This is a genomic window from Pseudoalteromonas sp. SCSIO 43201, from assembly GCF_023716725.1.
Taxonomy (GTDB): Bacteria; Pseudomonadota; Gammaproteobacteria; order Enterobacterales; family Alteromonadaceae; genus Pseudoalteromonas; species Pseudoalteromonas peptidolytica.
The window spans coordinates 3,625,264-3,645,047 of record NZ_CP072683.1 but is presented as its reverse complement, the minus strand read 5'-3'; the positions used below and the strand labels follow the sequence as shown (position 1 = coordinate 3,645,047).

The 19,784-nt window shown below is 43.0% G+C and carries 14 protein-coding genes; 5 read left to right on the top strand and 9 right to left on the bottom strand.

Annotated features, from left to right (window positions below):
* Positions 1–340: 340 nt before the first annotated feature.
* The 3 genes from J8Z24_RS15905 to J8Z24_RS15895 are packed head-to-tail and all read right to left on the bottom strand — an operon-like array spanning position 341 to position 2,177.
* Positions 341–883 carry a 1,2-dihydroxy-3-keto-5-methylthiopentene dioxygenase gene (locus tag J8Z24_RS15905; RefSeq protein WP_128731248.1) on the bottom strand — a complete coding sequence of 181 codons (543 nt, stop codon included), beginning with the start codon at positions 881–883 and terminating at the stop codon, positions 341–343.
* Positions 880–1,566 carry an acireductone synthase gene (gene mtnC, locus J8Z24_RS15900; RefSeq protein ID WP_252094972.1) on the bottom strand — a complete coding sequence of 229 codons (687 nt, stop codon included), beginning with the start codon at positions 1,564–1,566 and terminating at the stop codon, positions 880–882. The genes J8Z24_RS15905 and mtnC overlap by 4 nt, the downstream gene beginning before the upstream one ends.
* Positions 1,563–2,177, bottom strand: coding sequence for a methylthioribulose 1-phosphate dehydratase (locus J8Z24_RS15895; RefSeq protein WP_252094971.1), 615 nt, complete (start codon positions 2,175–2,177; stop codon positions 1,563–1,565). The genes mtnC and J8Z24_RS15895 overlap by 4 nt, the downstream gene beginning before the upstream one ends.
* A gap of 70 nt (positions 2,178–2,247) precedes the next feature.
* Between J8Z24_RS15895 and J8Z24_RS15890 the strand changes: the two genes are divergently transcribed.
* Positions 2,248–3,420 carry a methionine aminotransferase gene (locus J8Z24_RS15890; RefSeq protein ID WP_252094970.1) on the top strand — a complete coding sequence of 391 codons (1,173 nt, stop codon included), beginning with the start codon at positions 2,248–2,250 and terminating at the stop codon, positions 3,418–3,420.
* Positions 3,408–4,178, top strand: coding sequence for an amidohydrolase (locus J8Z24_RS15885; protein WP_252094969.1), 771 nt, complete (start codon positions 3,408–3,410; stop codon positions 4,176–4,178). Before J8Z24_RS15890 ends, J8Z24_RS15885 begins: the two co-directional genes overlap by 13 nt.
* A gap of 78 nt (positions 4,179–4,256) precedes the next feature.
* On the opposite strand, the gene J8Z24_RS15880 is transcribed toward J8Z24_RS15885, so the two are convergent.
* The 5 genes from J8Z24_RS15880 to J8Z24_RS15860 all read right to left on the bottom strand — a co-directional run bounded on the left by J8Z24_RS15880 (position 4,257) and on the right by J8Z24_RS15860 (position 15,017).
* Positions 4,257–7,559 (bottom strand): methyl-accepting chemotaxis protein, encoded by a 3,303-nt coding sequence (locus J8Z24_RS15880; RefSeq protein ID WP_252094968.1) that lies wholly within the window; start codon positions 7,557–7,559, stop codon positions 4,257–4,259.
* A gap of 182 nt (positions 7,560–7,741) precedes the next feature.
* A complete protein-coding gene (locus J8Z24_RS15875; RefSeq protein ID WP_176033752.1) occupies positions 7,742–11,080 on the bottom strand; it encodes an amidohydrolase family protein in 3,339 nt (1,112 codons plus the stop codon).
* Between the two features lie 138 nt (positions 11,081–11,218).
* Positions 11,219–13,378, bottom strand: a complete 2,160-nt coding sequence (locus J8Z24_RS15870) for an ATP-binding protein (protein WP_128731241.1) — start codon at positions 13,376–13,378, stop codon at positions 11,219–11,221.
* 382 nt (positions 13,379–13,760) lie between these two features.
* A complete protein-coding gene (locus J8Z24_RS15865) occupies positions 13,761–14,417 on the bottom strand; it encodes a helix-turn-helix transcriptional regulator (RefSeq protein ID WP_125250690.1) in 657 nt (218 codons plus the stop codon).
* Positions 14,418–14,645: 228 nt separating this feature from the next.
* Positions 14,646–15,017 (bottom strand): histidine triad nucleotide-binding protein, encoded by a 372-nt coding sequence (locus J8Z24_RS15860; protein ID WP_128731240.1) that lies wholly within the window; start codon positions 15,015–15,017, stop codon positions 14,646–14,648.
* Positions 15,018–15,178: 161 nt separating this feature from the next.
* Between J8Z24_RS15860 and J8Z24_RS15855 the strand changes: the two genes are divergently transcribed.
* On the top strand, positions 15,179–15,787 hold the full coding sequence (locus J8Z24_RS15855; protein ID WP_176033753.1) for a DUF2057 family protein: 609 nt from the start codon (positions 15,179–15,181) through the stop codon (positions 15,785–15,787).
* Positions 15,788–15,825: 38 nt separating this feature from the next.
* Here the strand turns inward: J8Z24_RS15855 and speE are convergent, their stop codons facing one another.
* Complete coding sequence (speE, locus tag J8Z24_RS15850) at positions 15,826–16,686, bottom strand: polyamine aminopropyltransferase (RefSeq protein ID WP_125250687.1); 861 nt, start codon at positions 16,684–16,686, stop codon at positions 15,826–15,828.
* Between the two features lie 220 nt (positions 16,687–16,906).
* Between speE and speA the strand changes: the two genes are divergently transcribed.
* On the top strand, positions 16,907–18,787 hold the full coding sequence (gene speA / locus J8Z24_RS15845; protein ID WP_252094967.1) for a biosynthetic arginine decarboxylase: 1,881 nt from the start codon (positions 16,907–16,909) through the stop codon (positions 18,785–18,787).
* Between the two features lie 111 nt (positions 18,788–18,898).
* Positions 18,899–19,771, top strand: coding sequence for a 1-acylglycerol-3-phosphate O-acyltransferase, YihG family (yihG, locus tag J8Z24_RS15840; RefSeq protein WP_176033755.1), 873 nt, complete (start codon positions 18,899–18,901; stop codon positions 19,769–19,771).
* Positions 19,772–19,784: the final 13 nt, after the last annotated feature.

Here is a 19,784-nt window from a genome sequence, read left to right as displayed (position 1 = left end):
GAGTAGGGTAAGGTGACTTTGTAGTAGCACATAGTCTTTATCGCCTGATTTACATAGACACACTATGCTACGTAGGCACTGCCTTGTATAAATACCACTCAAACTATTGCAACAACAAACTTGAAAGGTACACAGATCCTAATGCCGATATTATCAAAGATTTTAAAATAATATTCAGCAGTTATTACTTATATCTTTGGGAATTAACCACTGCAAGAGTTGGTTACGGTTAAAAAAGCAGTGATATTGTTGAGGTAAGTACTTTAGTGGTTGGGGTTTAATGTAAGGAAGCAACCTAGACTAAGCAGTTGCTTCCTTGCTCCGAGTTTTCAGTTTGGGATCAATCAAGTAGTGGAAATTGCTTTGCAATCTCAGAGCCGGTACTGCTTGCTACCCATCCCTCTTGATTATTAAAAAGGCGAATTGCCGTAAACTCTGGATCACTGCCCATATCGAACCAGTGTGGTGTGTTTTCTGGCACTGAGATAAGGTCGCCCTGCTGGCACAGTACTTGGTATACCTTGTTGTTTAAGTGCAGGCAAAATAACCCTTGTCCTTTAACAAAAAAGCGCACTTCGTCTTCACTATGAGTATGCTCAAAAAGAAACTTTTGTCGTAACTCTGGGGCGCTTGGGTTGCCCTTTGCAAGTGAAATGACGTCAACAGTTTGATAGCCACCCTGCGACTTTAGCCTTTCAACATCGTGTTGATAGGCATCAATAATCTCGGTTTGCGACATGTCCGAGTGGATGTCTTTTGTGGCCTGCCACTGTTCAAAGCGAACGCCTTGCTCTGCAAGTAAAGATGCGATTGTGTTTGCATCCTGCACTTGCTGTAGCGCTTGATTTGGGTTGTTTGCGGAGAAAATGGTGAGTTGACTCATGAAAATGCCCCTTCATCAAAATGATCAAAATTTGATATGACTGGATGCTCTGCTGATGTTGATTGAGCATCTCTAAATAGCTGCAACGTCTTCATACCTGCTGCCTTTGCAGCATCCAGTTCTGCGACAATATCGCTTAAAAAGAGAATATGCTCTGCCTCGTACGGCAAGGTGGCAATAATGTTCAGATATGCTGAAATTTCCTGCTTAGCGCCCACTTTAGTATCAAAATAATCGCTGAAAAGTGCACGGATGTCACCGTAGTCAGAGTGTGCAAAAAGGAGCTGTTGGGCTTTTACTGAGCCTGAGGAGTATACATATAAGCTTCGGCCATTAGCTTTTTGTTGGGTCAAAAACTGGTAGGCGTCTTCATACAGGTGTCCGGTAAAGTCACCATTTTTATAACCACACTGCCAAACAAGACCTTGTAGTTGTTTTAATGGCGTGATTTTCTTATCAGCAGCAATCCATTCAAGTAGTGCTGTGATCACGGTATCAATATCGGCGTTAGCATTATCCAACTCCGCTCTTACAGCACTAATTTGCTCGGCAACGTCGGCGTCGTGTTGATGGTCGCGAATAAATTGTGGTAAATGCGCCGTGGCATACGGGAATAGTATCTCTTTGACAAAAGAGATGCGGGTAATGGTTCCTTCGATATCCGTTAGTATTGCTTTGATCATTGGCGCCCCTCCAATTTTATGCGTTCTAGTTCGCAGGCAAACAAAAATTCTAGGCCTTCAATATGGCGACGGGTTTCTTGTACTGATTGTCCAACTGCATACAATCCATGCCCTCGTATTAATACACCATGTCTTATCGGTGTAGTCTGATGACGTTGAGCCACGTGTTGTGCCAGTCGCTCGATGTCCTGGTCGTTGTCAAAAATAGCAATAGATAAGGTTTCTTCATGCGATTGAATACCGGACAGTGACTTTTGCATTTCATAACCGCAGATCTGTAGTTGCTCGCCTTTTATGTAGCGTGATAATACTGTCGCAGCGACTGAGTGAGTATGCAGAATACACTGTGCGTGGTCGCATAGTGCATATAACTTAAGGTGCAAAGCCGTCTCGGCGGAAGGTTTACCACTGCCCGCAACTATGGCACCCTCGGAGTTTAATTCTAAAAATTGTTCAGGGGTTAATTTGCCTTTATCAAAGCCGCTGGCCGTGACAACAAAGCCAGAGTCTGTTTTGATAGAAAAATTACCACCAGTCGCGGGAACCCAGCCTTGCTGAGCAACCCAAGCTCCTGCTTCGATAAGCGCGAGTTTTGCGGCTTGTGTGTGCATATCTTACACCTATAAATTAAATGCGTTTGGACGGCTATACATCTATTTTGAGCAATGATAGCATCCACTCATGATTAGCACCATAAGAAAGAGAGTGTCGCCAGTGAAAAGTAAGTTACCTGAAGTCGGGATCAGTATATTTAGCCAAATGACGGCATTAGCTAATGAGCATGGTGCAATTAACTTATCTCAGGGCTTTCCTGAGTTTGATGCACCTGATTATCTGAAGTCGCAGCTGAATCATTATGTTCATGCAGGTCAGAACCAATATGCGCCTTCGGCTGGAATACCAAACCTGCAAGCGCAAGTCGCAGCATTAATTGCACGTCGTTATCAGGTGAATGTGTCAGGGCAAGAGCAAGTAACTGTGACGTCAGGGGCGACTGAGGCATTGTTTGTGGCTATTCAGGCTATTGTATCAAAAGGAGATGAAGTCATCGTATTTGACCCAGCTTATGACTCTTATGAGCCTGCGATAGAGCTTGCTGGAGGTAAAGCAGTACACATTGCGTTAACTGCGCCGAATTACCAAATTGATTGGCAGCAAGTCGCCGCAAGTATCACTGCCAAGACTCGCGCTATTATTATTAACACTCCTCATAACCCTTCCGCAAAAACCCTAAAAAGCGACGATTTAGCACAGTTGAAGCAATTACTAGAGCAGCATGACCTCCTACTTATTAGTGATGAGGTATATGAGCACATCACGTTTGATGGCTTTGCTCACCGAAGTGTGCTGTCGGATCCTGAGCTATTTGCACGTGCCTTTGTGGTTTCCAGCTTTGGTAAAACGTTCCACAGCACAGGCTGGAAAATGGGCTACTGTGTGGCGCCAAAACAGATGGCTATGGAGTTTAGAAAGATCCACCAGTATGTAACGTTTTCGAGCTTTACTCCAGCACAGCTTGCGCTAGCAGACATGTTAGCTGAGCAGCCTGAACATGTTGATGAATTAAGTGCATTTTACCAACACAAGCGAGACGTGCTCGTTAACGCATTGGCATCGAGTCGATTTGAGTTGTTACCAAGTGAAGGTACTTATTTCTTATTGTTGGACTACAGTGCCATTTCTGAACTTGATGATGTTGCATTTTGTCGCTATTTGGTGACCGAGGTGGGGGTTGCCGCTGTACCTCTTAGTGTGTTCTATCAGCAAGCGCCTAAAGACAAAGTGATTAGATTATGCTTTGCTAAGGAAAACCAAACATTAGAAGAGGCTGCAAAACGTTTATGTCAACTTTAACCGTTTCTCTTGTTCAAACAGATATCCAATGGCTGTCGCCAGAAGCTAACTTTGCCCAGATAGAGCAGTTACTCGAAGGTCTAGAGGACAGTGATTTAATCTTGCTACCAGAAACGTTTGCTACTGGGTTTGCGGTAAAAGAGCAGGGTGTTGAGCATCATGCTGAGGCAGCCATCGCATTTTTACAGCAATGTGCTCAGCGTTTTCAGGCTGTGGTGGCTGCTAGTATATTGATTCCACATGAAGAGAAAAAAGCCAATCGTATGGTGTGGTGTCAGCCAGATGGGGAGATATGCCACTATGACAAAAGGCACTTATTCTGTTTAGGCAATGAGGGGGATTTTGTGGTGGCTGGGAAGTGCCGTGAAGTGTTCGAATTAAACGGAGTTAAATTTTTACCGCAGATCTGCTATGACTTGCGTTTTCCCGTTTTTCAACGCAACCACAATGATTATGACGTGATGATTAATATCGCGAATTGGCCCGCAGCACGGCGCTCGCACTGGGATACTTTGCTCGCAGCTAGAGCTATTGAAAATCAATGCTTTGTTCTGGCAGTAAATCGAGTCGGTCAGGACGGTTATGGGACCGAGCATGATGGCGGTACCAAGGTTATCGATTTTAATGGTAATACCCTTGACTCTGTTGCTGATGAAAGGTCTGGGATTATTACTGTTCTGATCGATACAAATAAACTAGCCGAATACAAAAGCCGCTTTCCAGCGTACCTGGATGCCGACGCATTTGCTTTGACGTAATGCTGCCACTGGTTTAAAGCAAAGCGAAGATCAGACGCTTCACCCAGCCATGCTGGGTGAATTCGTCACAAACTGCTACTATGAGGCATTGTATTGGTGCACCAATAGCTCTCCATCCTCACGCTCTGCACGGTATTCATCTTTTGATAGGTGGAAGTAGCTCAATTGTGTACGCATTTCATGGGCTTGTTCAGCCATTTGACGAGCCGCAGCCATGGTTTCTTCCGTTATCGCTGAATTTTCTTGAATAAGGTCAGTTAATCGCTGAACCACTAAATCAACCTCTTTTATGGCCTGCTGCTGCATCGAAGTCGACTCATTAATCTTAATGATATTATGATTAACATCACTCACTGCGCCTACTATTTGCTCCAGTTTTTCTCCTGAATCGTTGGCAAGCTCTGTGCCTTGCTCTACTTTTTGGTTGCTGTTGGCAATGATTTCTTTTATCTGTTTTGCCGATGCTGCACTTCTACCAGCCAGTTCTCTCACTTCATTTGCGACAACAGCAAACCCTCTGCCATTTTCACCTGCACGAGCCGCTTCTACCGCAGCATTTAATGCAAGTAAGTTGGTTTGAAATGCTAAGCCATCAATAACGGAAACAATTTCATTGATGTCTTTACTGGCTTTATTTACTTCGTTGATTGCTGCGACGGTTTGAGACGACAGGCTACCACCTTCTTTTGCAATATTTTCTGCATTTCTTGCAAGGGTTACGGCATCTCCAGATTGATTCGAAACTTTTGTCAGTTCGTCTAACATATTGCCCGTACTGGCGCTCGCCTCCTCTAAGTTTGCGGCTTGCTCTTCGGTACGTTGACTAATCTCTGTATTGCTTGCCGCTATCTCACCTGCACTTTGGGCAACATAATTGGCTGCGGTTTGGATCCCTTCAATTACGCTCGTCAGCTTCTGTATAGTGGTATTCGTATCGTGTTGCAATGCGGCAAACACACCAAGATAATCTCCCTCGACTTTATTGCTTAAGTCTCCCTTAGCAATATTGGCCAACACGCTGCTCACCTCGGTAATTGCATCAGAGATTTGTTGTGTTGAGTCATTTACGTCGTCCTTAAGCTGCTGCAATTGCCCTTGTAGCGGTAGCGCTATTTTTTGGCTAAAGTCACCTTCAGACATCGCTCCCATCACGCTACCCAACTCTTCGACTACTTGATTGAGGTTATTTACAGAGCGGTTTATGTCGGTTTTCAGGTTGTCTAGTTGACCAGACATTCCAGACTGAATCGTTCTGTCGAAGCGGCCATGACTGATGGCCATCATTACGGTCGATATTTCAGATATAGCGACATCGACAGAGGTAATTGAGGCGTTAATGTCATCTTTGAGCTGCGCAAGCTGTCCTGTCGCTGCCACATCCACTTGTCGCTTAAAGTCACCATTACTGACCCCTGCCATCACGGTACCTATCTCTTTCATCACCTTGTCTAGGTTTGCCATGCTGGAGTTGATATCTTGTTTGAGCGTATCGAGTTGCCCTGCTAAAGGTGCATCTAGCTGAACTGAAAAGTCGCCTTGTTTCATTGCTGACATGATATTACTTATCCCGTCAATTGCGCTGCTTAAACTCTGTACCGAGTTGTTCACTGCATCCTTAAGCTGCGCTAATTTTCCTTTTGCCGGAACTGTCACTTTTTCTTTAAAGTTACCTTGTTCAATATTTGTCATTACATGGACAATTCCGCTCATGGTTGAGTTAATGGATGAGAGGGAGTCGTTGATATTATGTTTGAGCTTTTCCAAATCACCAGACATGGGGACGCTTAGCTTGGTATCGAAGCGACCCTGCGCCATATCAATAGAAATGTCATTGAGTTCTGAGATTGCGCGGTTTAATGTATTAGCGCAGTGATTCGTTGCTTCTTTGAGTGTTTCTAATTCGCCTCGGCATGGCACTTTAATTCGGTCGTCAAATTTACCAGAAGCCATTTGGTTCATCACACGATTAGCCTCTGTAATGGAGAGTTGTAACGCATCTAGCAAAGAATTAAATGCCTGTGCACTTAACCCTATTTCATCAACACTATGAACTGGGGCTCGAAGAGAAAAGTTACCTTCTTGCTCGACAGATTTCATCGTATCAACCAGCTCACGAACAGGTTTGGTAAGTGTTTTGGAAAACCAGTATGCGACAAACAGCACCAGAATTATCGTGATGGCGAGTATGAGTGTAAGATATTGAGACAGCGAAGTGATTGAAGAAAAGGCTTCTGTTTCATCGATTTCGGCAAGTAATGCCCAGCGTGTATTAAATATATCAACGGGCGTGAAGGCAGAGAGTACCTTTTCGCCATTGTAGTCTTCAATGATTTGCTGTCCAGACTGATTTTTCAATGCTTGTGAAACGGCAACAGTGTCGACTTTTCCTCGCTCTGGATAGCGAAAAGAATTGACCACTGAATGATGCTCTGGATCTAAAAAAGAGTCGGAGCGCATCAGCCCTTCTGGGCCTACTAAGTAAGTTTCGCCACTGTCACCTAGACCTTCACGCTCAGTCATGATGGCGTTAATTGCATCAATGGATAGTTGAATCGCTATAATCGCAACGATTTGACCATCCATTACTATAGGTTTACCGATAAAGCTAGCTGGGGCGTTATAGGAAGGTAAATACTGGCTGTAATCAGCAAAAGCGCTGACGCTCGGGTCTGTTACTTGTTTCAACTCTTGGTATAGAGTAGCTAAGTTGCTGTTTGAGTAAGGCCCAGTTTCAAGAGAGGTCGCAAAGTCCACTTCCTTAAATACAGAATAAACAATGTTGCCACTATTAGGGTCAATAATGAAAATGTCATAAAATTCATTGATCTCAGCAACGTTCAGTAAGTAGGGGTGATAGCTACGGTGGGCTAGGTCATAGTCGTCCAAGTGGCCCGTTTCGATAAATTTATGCTTTTCACCAATCGGGTAGGGGTTATCTGCTAAATATCTAGTTTGCAATGCGAGCCCGGTGCCTGAGAGGTTGTCTATCAAGTTTGTGGTAGCAATACCAGAGGAGTTGCTTTGGTTAAATTTAGGAACAAATACGTCGTCATAGAAACGGCTCAATTTCGTGCTATTTTGACCACTCTCCTGAGCTGTAAAGCTGGTTACAAATTCCTGCGCCATAATGGGGATCAAAGGATTTGCAGTAAACGCATCGAGTTTATTCTCAACAGTATCAAAGTAGCGTAAGACTGCGCTTTTCTTTATTTCACTAACTGCACCAAGTTGCGAGTATATCTGTGCTGTCATCGCATTCGATGCCGAGTTCAGGGCAATAGAAATAATCACGATTAGTGGCACCAGCGCAACAACTAAGAAAGCAAAGATGAGTTTCTTGGTTAGATTAAGCGAGCGAAAGAATTGTGAAAATCCAGACATAACCTAATTCCCTGTTGTGATAGAGGTATCTATAACAGCATAGAACAGTATTGGTTAAGATCTAGGCAAAATATAAAAAAGCCCAGTGAGTAAATCACCGGGCTATTCTAGGTATCAAATAACCAGAGCGCTAAACAATAAGTAGGCTCATTTTTTATTCAAACCGCTAACCAAATAGGGCGTTAGTGTTTCCAGTGATAAGTATGCGCTTTTTCTTCCATATACTCGGCAGTGGCAGGATGCATCTGTGTTTGTGAGCCACTTTCAAAGAAGAAAGGTTGGCGCTGCTTGTCATAGTTACCGACTTCGTTCATGGTAGCAGCATCATAGATACGGCCATTGATTACGGTATAGGCGACTTTTTCTGAGTCACGAATGTTTGACAGTACGTCACCATCAATAATCGCTAAGTCTGCCAATTTACCTTGCTCAATGGTGCCAAGGTCATGATCCATACCAAGGTATCTTGCGCCGTCAATGGTACCACTTCTCAGTGCCTGCCACGGTGTGAAGCCCCCTTGTGCCATAGACCATAGTTCCCAGTGTGCAGCTAAGCCCTCTCTTTGACCGTGAGCACCTATGTGTACAGTCACCCCTTTGTCGCGGAGTTGCTTGGCTGTTTTGGCAACATTGATATGATTATAATGGCGCTCCGGTGCCTTTCCTGAACGGATAGCTCTTGGTTTGACAATATATTCAGGCACAAAACTCATTAGGCGTTCGTTTTCCCAAACATTGGTATGCTCATACCAATATTCCTCACCTGAGATACCGCCATAGGCAACAACAAATGTTGGTGTAAAGCCAACGTTTGTTTGCCCCCACATTTGTTCAATATCAGAGTAAATATTAGGAACCGGTAACGCGTGCTCGACACCAGTATGACCATCCACAATCATGTTCATATTGTGCTGGAACTTGGAGCCGCCCTCAGGTACTACCATGATTTCCATGTTTTTTGCAGCTTCTAACACTTGTTGGCGAGTTTCGCGGCGAGGGTGGTTATAGCTTTTAACAGAGATAGCACCGGCATCTTTTAAGCGTTTAACATGAAACTGTGCATCTTCTAAATTGCTAATTGGTGTTTTGTAGCCTGGTGCATGTCCAGCATACAAAATACGACCAACGGAATAGGTTCGAGGTGCCACGGTTAAACCAGCTCGTTGCAACTCTGCCATAGAGAATACTTCTGACGAGTCATTTGAGGGGTCATGGATAGTTGTTACGCCAAAACTTAAGTTGGAGTATTGGTTCCAGTTCTGTTGAGGCTGTAAATTACGACTTCCATAACTGCCATGTGCGTGCGCATCAATTAAGCCAGGGATAACCGTTTTACCACTGATATCCATAACCTTTGCTGTGCTAGGGAGCTCTACCTCGCTGCGTTTACCAACGGCCACAATGCGGTTTTCTTTGATTAAAACCACCCCATCTTCGATGACCTCTTGCTCTTTTTCGGCATTACGCATGGTAACTACTTTACCACCTACTAGCGCAAGTATACCCTCAGGCTTATCTGCTGGATGCGTAAAACTTAAATCAATCCCCTCTGCGGTGAGCTCATCTAGCTGATTTGAAGCACCATCAATAAATGCAAATGTGTCAGTAAGCTTACGATGGTAAAGTGTCGGGCCGAATGCCCAAGTTAGTGCGCTGCTATCAGCTTTCCAGTTTAAGAAATCGCCGGAATACTTTGATACTTGCTTTACCGGGAAAGCCTTTTCACCTTTATTAATTGATAAGGTTTTACCTGTACTAGTGAATGGCGCAACGAATGTATTGAAGTGCTCGATAAATGCAACGTAGTTACCGTCGGGTGACACTTTAAAGTCAAAGACATAATCTCCTTTAAAGTGGCTGCGCATTTCTTGGCCATTTAAATTAACACTTTTTAATTCTCTATGAGTTTCATCACTCATCATCGAAAAATAAATACGCTCAGGATCAGCACCAAAGTGAGGGTTGTCACCATGCTTGGTAACGAGCTTAGCTTCACCGCCAGATGTGTCAACTAGGTAGATCCCTGGGTGCATTGACCAATCACCATTGAGTAAGTAGCCCCCAGTGACTTTTTTAAATAGTACTTGTTTGCCATTCGCAGAGAAGCTTGCTGAGATATAGTGTCCTGGCTCTTGAGTGATCACTTTACCTTTACCACCGGTTGCAGAAACGACTCTTACGTCACCAAGCGCTTTATCATTCCAAGTTGTGTATACGATTGATTTACCATCGCGTGAATAACTTGGGTAGAACTCAAAGTGATCGGTTTGTTTGGTTAGACGCTTAATCTCACCTGACTCAATATCTTTCAGATAAAGATAACCAAGCGCTTGAAAAAGGACGGTCTCACCATCTGGAGAGAGTTGTGACCAGCGAGCAAGCTTAACTTTGAAAGTATCTGGTGCAACATCGACAGCAAAGCGAAGTGCTGGAGTCATTTGTTTTTCAGCAATGACTCTGGTTGGGATCACTTGTGCTTCTTTTGAGTCAATATCTACACGGTGGAATACACCTTTAGCCCAAAATACCAGAGACTTGCCATCAGGTGTGTAGGCAAATGAAGGGGTATTACCGTGTGCGCCATTGGCTTCTTGCAAGTCACGATCGAGCCCTGAGTAAATACGCGTTTCAATACCTGAATGCAAATTCTTTGTATAAAGTGCGCTGACCATTTCATCGCCATTGTCTTCTCGTTTTACAAAAGCGATTGAATTACCATCAGGGCTGACGGTTGGGCGAATCGCACCACCGGCACCGCTAATCACGGTTTCTTCTTCACCTGTCGCTAAGTCCCAGCTGCGGATCTCAAAAACAGGTTTAAGTGCATTTTTATTGTATTCCCAACGCACTCCCGATGTTGCATCTACCGAGTAATAGATTTTTTTACCATCGTTAGAAAAGGTTGGCTCAGCAACGTTCTTCTGTGATTTAGCGCCATGCAAGCGCTCGCGTACTAACACGCCTTTACCACCGCTAATATGATACATGCGGATTGAACCACCGGGGATAGTTCGGCCCGTTACTTGACCTTGTTTTACCGCAATGTACTGGCCATCTGGCGACCATGCTGGGTTGTGAACAATATTGTTCACTTCTGTAGATACTTGACGTAGATTTTGACCATCAACATCCATTACCCATAAATTGTCGCCACCGGCACGGTCGGAGATAAACGCTATCTTTTTGCCATCAGGTGAGAATTTTGGTTGGATGTTCCAGCCAATATCTGCGGTGAGCGCAGTGGCCTTTCCACCGCTTATGGGCATGATATACAGATCGCCAAGCATATCAAAAACAATATGTTTACCATCTGGACTCACATCCAGATTACTCCATGTTGTTTCATTGGTATCAATGGTAATCGTTTGTTTATCACCAGGAGGGTTAAGTACGTCCCAGCCTTTTGTTGATTTTTCTTCGGTAGGTGTCGCGGCAGCTTTATCATCAGCGATAGTTGGCTGGCTAAACCCGATAACAGCAGCACTAATCGCTGCGGCTATTGGCGACTTAAAAAAAGACATAGATGTTCCCTTTATTTTATCGTTTTTGTTTAAGACAAGTCAGCCACTGACTTGTCTTAGTACATAGTGGTTTATATCGATTGGCATTTAGCATGAACAAGTTTATGGGGGATGTCGAATAACATGCGGTTAATGGTGTCATCCCATCGTTTCTTTACGCACAAAATGCAGATATGCGGCCAGACTTTCTTGCCATAGCGTCATAGCGTCGGTGAGTTCGTCATGGCAAGACTTACCGTCTAGTAGTCGGCGCTCAGCTTTTTTTAAGTTCGCGCCATAGCGATTAAAGCCTAGTTGCAAAGCGGTACTTGCTTGACGATGAAGTAGTCTGATGCACTGTTCTTCATCATGTTCTAACAATTGTTGAATATGAATAAGCTTATTGCGAGCAGAGAGGACAAACTCATTATAAATAGAGGATACTTCATCTTCACTAAAGCCTGACTGTAACGCATTCACGGCAGTTTCATCGTACAGTACGTCTGGGAGTTCAACACTGATTGCTGCTTTTTTGGGGGATTGAGATTCACTGATAGCCTGACGAAGTTTTTCTTGTTTAATTGGCTTACCCACAATGTCTCGGATCCCAAGTGCGAGATACTCTTTGACCTCATCCGGACTTAAACTGGCTGTAAACGCTAAAAATGGAGTACGTTTATTTTTGTGCTCACAGCTTTTGAGTTGTTTTAAGACATCTTGACCTGAGAGATCAGGTAAATTCATATCCAGTAACACGACATCAAAATGGTACTGCACTAGCATATCAATAGCGCTGCGGCCATCAGTGGCAAGCTTCACTTTGTGTTCATCCTCAGCCATAAACTCGATTGCAATTTTTTGATTAAGTTCTAAATCTTCGACCAATAAAATAGTTAGACCGGTAATGCAGTTTTCGTGCTGAGGACGTTGCTCAACCAAACTAAGCTCCCCAATATTTAGAAGTAAATCGAAACTAAATTGACTGCCCTTGTTGAGTTCACTTTGAATACTCAATTGTGAGCCAAGGCGGTTTAGTAACCGGCTTGTAATGGCAAGGCCAAGACCGGTGCCTCCTTTTATTTTACCAGCACTGCTTTGGACATAAGGCTCGGTGAGTTTACTAATGTCTTCCTTTTCAATACCAGGCCCTGAATCTATGATACTAAAGCGAACCTTGTGTTCAATCTGTTGGTCTTTTAGGATCTCAACTTTGAGTTTCACTTCTCCTTTGTCGGTAAATTTGATGGCGTTACCAACAAGGTTGATGAGGATTTGCCGTAATTTTTGCTGATCGAAGTAATAACAAACTTGATCAGGTAGCTCATATACTAATTCAAAATGCAGCTTTTTTTGCTCTGCTAAAGGGCTGAGTAACAAGCAAAGGTTTTGTAACCAGCTTCTAAGTTCCACATCCTCCTCGTAGAGTGCTTCATCGCTTTGCTCTAAGCTGGCATAGTCCAGCACCTTATCAATAAGTAGGTTTAAAGATTCCGCTGAATTTACGATGGCTTCGCAATAGGCTTTATTGCGATTGTCTTTTGTTCTGCCAAGCACGAGTTGTGCGCTGCCCAATATACCATTGAGCGGCGTTCTAATTTCATGACTAATAGTTGATAAGAACATGCCTCTAAGTTCAAGATCTTGCTGCGCTTTGAGTGCCAACTTATTGAGGTTTTTCTCTCTTTGCTCATTACACAGCAATGCCATTCCCGTGGCATAAAAAATGGGAGCAAGTACCCCGTTGAAGAAAATGGTAATACTGAACCAGTTTTCTTTAAACAAAGAAAAGTGAGTCACCTCTCCCATCAGCAGCGATCTACCAGTAAAGATGAACAAGATGATAATCAATATAGTGATATAGACTATGCTCCCATTCGGATATTTTGTGCGCGCAAAGCGAGTAAAAAAATAGAGCAGTAAGACTGCTTCTACTAGATGTTGTAAATCGGATATCAGGATCCGATTTCGCAAGTTTGGGTCGATAAGGCTGTTATAAAGCAATAAAAGAAAGAGCACTGCGGTAAACCCCAGAAACACTTTGAACGCATGACCTTGTACTTCCAAAAACTGCTTGATAGCCATACAGTGGATAATGGATGCTGCGAAAAGGAGGGTGTTGGCAATCGGAATTGTTTGCCAGTTTTCAAAGTATCCGTGTAATGCAAAAGAAGAAATTGCTGCAAGTAATACCAATGGGTAGAAGATATATAGTAGCGTACCTGGTGTGCTTTTATTTGCTCGCCATGTCAAAAAAGTGAGAAGCGCCATCATGGCCGTCATCACGATACTTGTGAGGTAGAGTGTTTTTGGGTCGAGCATGTACCTAAAATTGCTTTTGATAATGATAAAAACTTAGCATAGAGGTATTCATTGAGGCAGTAAAGTAATGAAGCACTGAGATCAGAAAGGCAGTGCCTCAAGGGGGACGCTATTGCGCGATAGCCATTGACTTAACCTGAGCCGCGGATAATTAATGTCTTTCTAGCAGCCCGTTTTAGCGCTAACTGCGTAAATTCGCCTGCCTACAGGATGTAGGTACCTTAGCGAGAGCTGGACGCGGGAGCGGTGTTTTCCCTAAAACTTGCTGGCTAGACAAGGAAAAACTAAGTTGTGCTTTAGCAACAATGAGTTGGAACATTCCTTATCCAAACCTCAGGTTAATTAATCAAATATATTGTACTGGATTTGACGAAATCTATCGTTAACGTATTTCGTCCGGGATATTTTGCTGAGCCCAAGATAATAACTCAATGCGGTTACGGCATTTAGTTTTACGAAATGCACTATATAAGTGTGTTTTTACAGTATGAGGACTGATGTTTAACTCTTCAGCAATTTCTTTGTTTTTCGCGCCTTTACTCATTAACGCAATAATCGCTTTCTCTCGCTTCGTAAGTTTGATTGGCTCTATATCGCCTTCTGTAAGCTTATGTAGAGCATCCTTATTAAATTGCAGCATGCGATTTAAAACATTACACATTACGTCGCGGCGATACCAAAGTTGATCTTCGAGTAAAAGTCGGATCCCTTTCATTAGCACATCGGCATTATCAGTGGTGTAAAATACACCTCGAATACCACTGAGTAGCGCGCGGTTCGCTAATTCAGGGTTTTCATCTAAGTTAAACAGCACGATGTCACATTTTACCTTGAGATTGACAAGTTGTTCTTTTAGTTTTCCCCAAGAATCATTCACTGCGGTTTCAATGAAAAGTAATCTTGTGCCTTCAGGCACTTCTGAGATATCAGTTCCTGTTGTTACATCCAGTCCCTGAGTTTTTAACAATGGCTGTAACACATTGATACCAATGGTGTTAACAGGCTCTTTATCTAATAACAAAAAAGCAGTACTGCTCATTTTGGACACACTCTAATTTTTTCCAATTTATCAATGCTAACATGGGATTCAGACCTTTTGTATTAGAATTTTTAGTACAAGATAGATAAATCCGCTATATACGAAAGTGAAATAATGGATCAAAAATATGTGCAGAATATGTATCAGAATGTAATTTGTTGAAATAAGTAAGTTTTTAATAATGTTGATTAATAACTTACTTATTTACATAAATTAACATGGAATAATTTAGGCTAATCCTTTCTTCGTATCTTGGTAAGGAGGCCAACCCATTTCTTTTCCTGCTAAAACATGCAGATGAAGGTGATACACCGTTTGTCCACCATGTTCATTACAGTTCATTACGACTCGATAACCGTCTTCGGCAAAGCCATGCTCTTGCGCTAGCTTTGCAGCTACCACGTATAAGTGTCCGATGAGGTGTGAGTTTTCTTCCGTTACATCGTTAATGGTTGCGATAGCTGTTTTTGGGATAACCAAAACATGAAATGGGGCTTGCGGGTTAATATCTCTAAATGCCAATGCCTTTTCATCTTCATATACGATGTCAGCAGGTATTTCTCGGTTAATAATTTTGGTGAAAATGGTTTCTGAACTCATCGTTCTTCCTTAATTAGTGAATGATATGCCTAGCATAACCAACTATTGTAGATACTCAATAGTATATTGAGTACATAGAAAAAGGCTGGAGATATATCTGACTATGCAGTAACCTCAATTAAGATAACTGGTATTAAACCCATAAACGAAGGAGTGAATAGATGCGTTTAAAATCTACACTTGTAACAGCGGGACTGTTCTTATCATCATTCTCCCACGCTGCATTACTCAGCTTTCCCGAAGAAATTATTCCATTGCAGGTGAATGATAAAACCATCGAGCACTCTTTTTTTTCGAAAGTCAGAGAGCTAGATTTAGCAAGTGGTGAATATGCAGTGAAAATGCGTTATACCGACCTGTATGAGGTGGGCTATGACGACCACGAAACCGTTGAATCTAAGCCATTTTGGGCAACAATCAGTATCGATACAGATGGGCAATATGATGTGAAATTTAATCGTCCTGACAATGTGGTCGCAGCAAAAGCGTTTGCCGCCCAGCCATTGATTATGTTGCAAGCGCCTAATGAATCGTTAGCCACAACCTTGGTGGTTACTCAAAAAAGGCCTAGAGTAGTGAGTGCGATAGCAAGCCAATCAGCAGAAGTGACTGCGCCACGTTACTCGACACCTAGTAATCCCACACAGCCTGCCGCGCCAGCAGCACCTAAATCAGCTCATCCAGATGTAGTTGGCATGTTGGATTATTGGTGGCAGCAAGCTACACCTGAACAAAAGCAGCTGTTTTTGGAAAAAATAAAGGGCAATTAATGCCCTTATAAATATTAATAGTAGTAAGCAAGGTTGGCTTACTTTTCGAATGCACGCTTCATAAAGTTAGGTGTTGCTAATGCGCCCTTGTGAATACCCGTGTTGTAGTACTCAGTATCAAATGTTGCGTTGTCAACATCTTGCTCGCGGAATCCGGCAAACTTTTCATCTTTACGTGCCATCGTTGCTGACCACAGGCCGCTTGGGTAGATTGGCTGTGGGAAAGGCAGAGTTTGCAGATCAACAAAGCCGACCTCTAGCATTGCATCGCGCATTTCTAATAGCAGTGGCATGTGCATTAGCGGTGATTCACTTTGCTGGATCATAATACCGCCTGTGCGAAGCGCTGCTAAACAGCTTTTGTAGAATGCGTGGTTGAATAAGCCTTCACCAGGACCAACAGGGTCAGTACCATCAACAATGATTACGTCAATGGACTCAGCTGGTGCTTCTCGCATGTATTTGATGCCGTCATCAAACATCACGGTTGCGCGAGGGTCATTGTTAGACTCGCAAAGCTCTGGGAAGTATTTCAGTGACATTTGGGTCACAACTTCGTCAATATCAATTTGAGTTACGGTTTCAACGCCAGGGTGCTTTAATACTTCACGCAATGTGCCACAGTCGCCGCCGCCAATGATCACCACATTTTTTGGTGCAGGGTGTGAAAATAATGCCGGGTGACTCATCATCTCGTGATAGAAAAAGTTTTCACGCGTGCTCACCATAGTGCAACCGTCAATGATCATCAGGTTACCAAAATCCGTGGTCTCAAACATTTCTACTTTTTGAAAAGGAGACTGGATTTCGTCTAATTTTTTGTTGACTCTAAGTGAAAATGCGCTGCCATCGCGGTCGCTAATTTCAGTAAACCAACGGTTTGCTTCTAAGTTTGCCATGATTGTGTTCACACTTGATAAAAATTAGCGCAATTCTGCCAGTGGTTGCGCCTTTGCTCAATCAATTTTAGCCAACATTTTGTACTTTGCCTCATATTGGTGTTGATCTCACTGTGGTTATTTTTAAAATTTGTAAGGTAGTGAAAACACAACTTTAGGTCGCATTGACCAGTCTTGCGTATTAGAATGAAGTTTTATGAAGAGTTAATTGAGAGCAGTAATGACTTGGGGTCTGCAAACAGCACGTTCTATCTATAACGTCACGCACTGGAGTGACGGCTATTTTGATATTAATGAACAGGGTCAACTAGTGGCGTTTCCTGACGGTGACCGCACTAAGTCACCTGTTCTTCTGTGTGAATTAACGGAACAATTTAAGGCGCAAGGACTTACTTTACCTGTGCTAGTGCGCTTTACTGATATTCTAAAACACCGCGTTGATACCTTAACGCAGGCCTTTACTGCTGCTCGCGCGCAGCGTGACTATCAGGGCCAGTATACTTGTGTTTACCCAATAAAAGTGAATCAGCAGCGCTCAGTTGTGAGCAAGCTGCTGGCGCATCCAAGTGGTTTAGTTGGCTTAGAAGCTGGCTCAAAGCCAGAATTAATGGCGATTTTAGGTATCGCGCAGCAACCAATTACGATTGTATGCAATGGCTATAAAGACAGTGAGTTTTTGCGCTTAGCTTGTATTGGCCAAGCTATGGGGCATCAAGTTAACATTGTTGTAGAGAAGCTCTCCGAGCTAGATACGCTGTTGCAAGAAATCGATGATTTAGGCGTAGAGCCAGCCATTGGGATCCGGATCCGTTTAAACTCAGTGGGCAAAGGAAAATGGCAAAACACAGGCGGTGAAAAAGGTAAGTTTGGCCTAACAGCAAGTCAAGTACTACAAGCGGTAGAGCGATTAAAGTCTCATAATCGTCTGCACTTGATGCAGCTAGTACACTTTCACATTGGCTCTCAGATAGCGAATATCCGCGATATTCAGCGTGCACTAAAAGAATGTGCTCGCCATTACGCAGAATTGGTTCAGCTAGGTGTACCATTGCGTATTGTTGATGTCGGTGGTGGTCTTGGCGTTGACTATGAAGGTTCTGGCTCACGTAGCTCATGTTCGATGAATTATACCGTGGCAGAATATGCAAAAAATGTAGTACATGCTTTTCATGATATTGCTGAACTTAACAACCTGCCACACCCTGATATTATCACTGAATCTGGTCGCGCATTAACAGCGCACCATGCTGTACTTATCACCGACGTAATTGATGTTGAGAAGGCGCCAAACCAGATAGAGCCTGTGGAGCCAAAAGACACAAGCCCTCTGGTATTGCAAGAGTTATGGCACTCGTTGTCACAACTAACTCCTAGGATGGCACTAGAGACCTATCATGATGCTATGCACTTATTCAGTGACGCCCATGATCAATATGTGCATGGGTTGATCAGCATGCAAGAGTGGGCGCAACTTGAGCAATTATACTTCACCACGCTGCATAAAGTGCGTGAGTGTTTAAGTGAAAATGCGCGTGCGCACCGAGAAGTGCTAGATGACTTGAATGAAAAGTTAGCAGATAAACTATTTGTGAATTTCTCTTTGTTCCAGTCTTTGCCTGATGTGTGGGGGATTGATCAACTATTTCCAGTCATGCCAATCGATAAGCTAAATCAGCCATTGACACAAAGGGCTGTGATTCAGGATATTACCTGCGACTCTGATGGCCAGATAAACAGCTATGTTGAAGGGGCTGGTATTGAGTCAAGCTTACCTATTCCTGAGTATGTTCCGGGCGAGCAATACCATGTGGCGATGTTTTTAGTCGGTGCTTATCAAGAGATCTTGGGTGATTTACATAATTTGTTCGGTGATACTGACTCTGTACATGTTGAGCTTAGTGAAGATGGCTACACACTAACTAATGCGATTAAGGGTGATAGTGTCGAAGATGTACTACGTTTTGTACACTATGACAAAACCGCACTATCAAACAATTATGCACAACAGATTGCGGCGCTACCCCTCCCTGAATCCGTTAAAACTCAGTATCTGCAAGAATTAAACGCAGGTCTTGAAGGGTACACATATTTTGAGGATTAATAGCTCAAACTATAATAAAGAATAAAAAATAGCCGACCCACTGGTCGGCTTAATTGTGCGTAATTTTCAAGGTATGATACGCACAAGCTGTAAAACACAATGAGGGAATGAATGTCGTTTATTCGAAAATTGCTCAGTTTGTTACTGTATGCGTTAAACACCATATTTTGGTTTATCCCCATCTTTATCTGTGGGCTGTTAAAACTAATTCCGATTTCACCTTTGCAAAAAGTGATGAGTTATATTGCCAAAGCTTGTGCGAGCAACTGGGTTGCTTGTAACTCAATGAGTCAAAATCTTATCGCGCCATATACATTAAATGTGAGCGGGTTGAGTGAGTTGAAACGTAACGATTGGTACTTGGTCATTGCGAATCACCAAAGCTGGGTGGATATATTAGTATTACAGCGAGTGTTACATGGCAAAATTCCGTTTTTAAATTTCTTTTTGAAAAAGGAATTATTATATGTTCCCGTGTTGGGACTTGCTTGGTGGGCTTTAGATTTTCCATTCATGACGAGAACGAGTAAATCTCAATTGAAGAAAAACCCTAAACTGCGGGGTAAAGATATAGAAACAACGCGAAAAGCATGTGAAAAGTTTAAAACAATGCCAGTGAGTATTGTAAACTTTGTTGAGGGTACGCGTTACACTGAGCAAAAGCATTCTAAGCAAAAAAGTCCATTTACCTATTTGCTAAAACCTAAAGCCGGTGGCATTGCATTCGTAATGCAAGCGATGGGAGAGCAGATCAGCAAAGTAGTGAATGTTACCATTCACTACCCTGACGGGGTGCCAACCTTCGCTGATTTTATTGGTGGTAAAGTGAAGTCAGTAAACGTTCAGGTAGAAGTAATGCCAGTAAGCGCAAACTTAATTGGTGATTATATCAATGACCCTGAATTTAGAGTGCGATTTCAATCTGAATTAAACGCGCTGTGGCAAGCTAAAGATGCGCAACTGGTCGAGCTTGCTGAAAAATAGTAGTAGAAGGAAG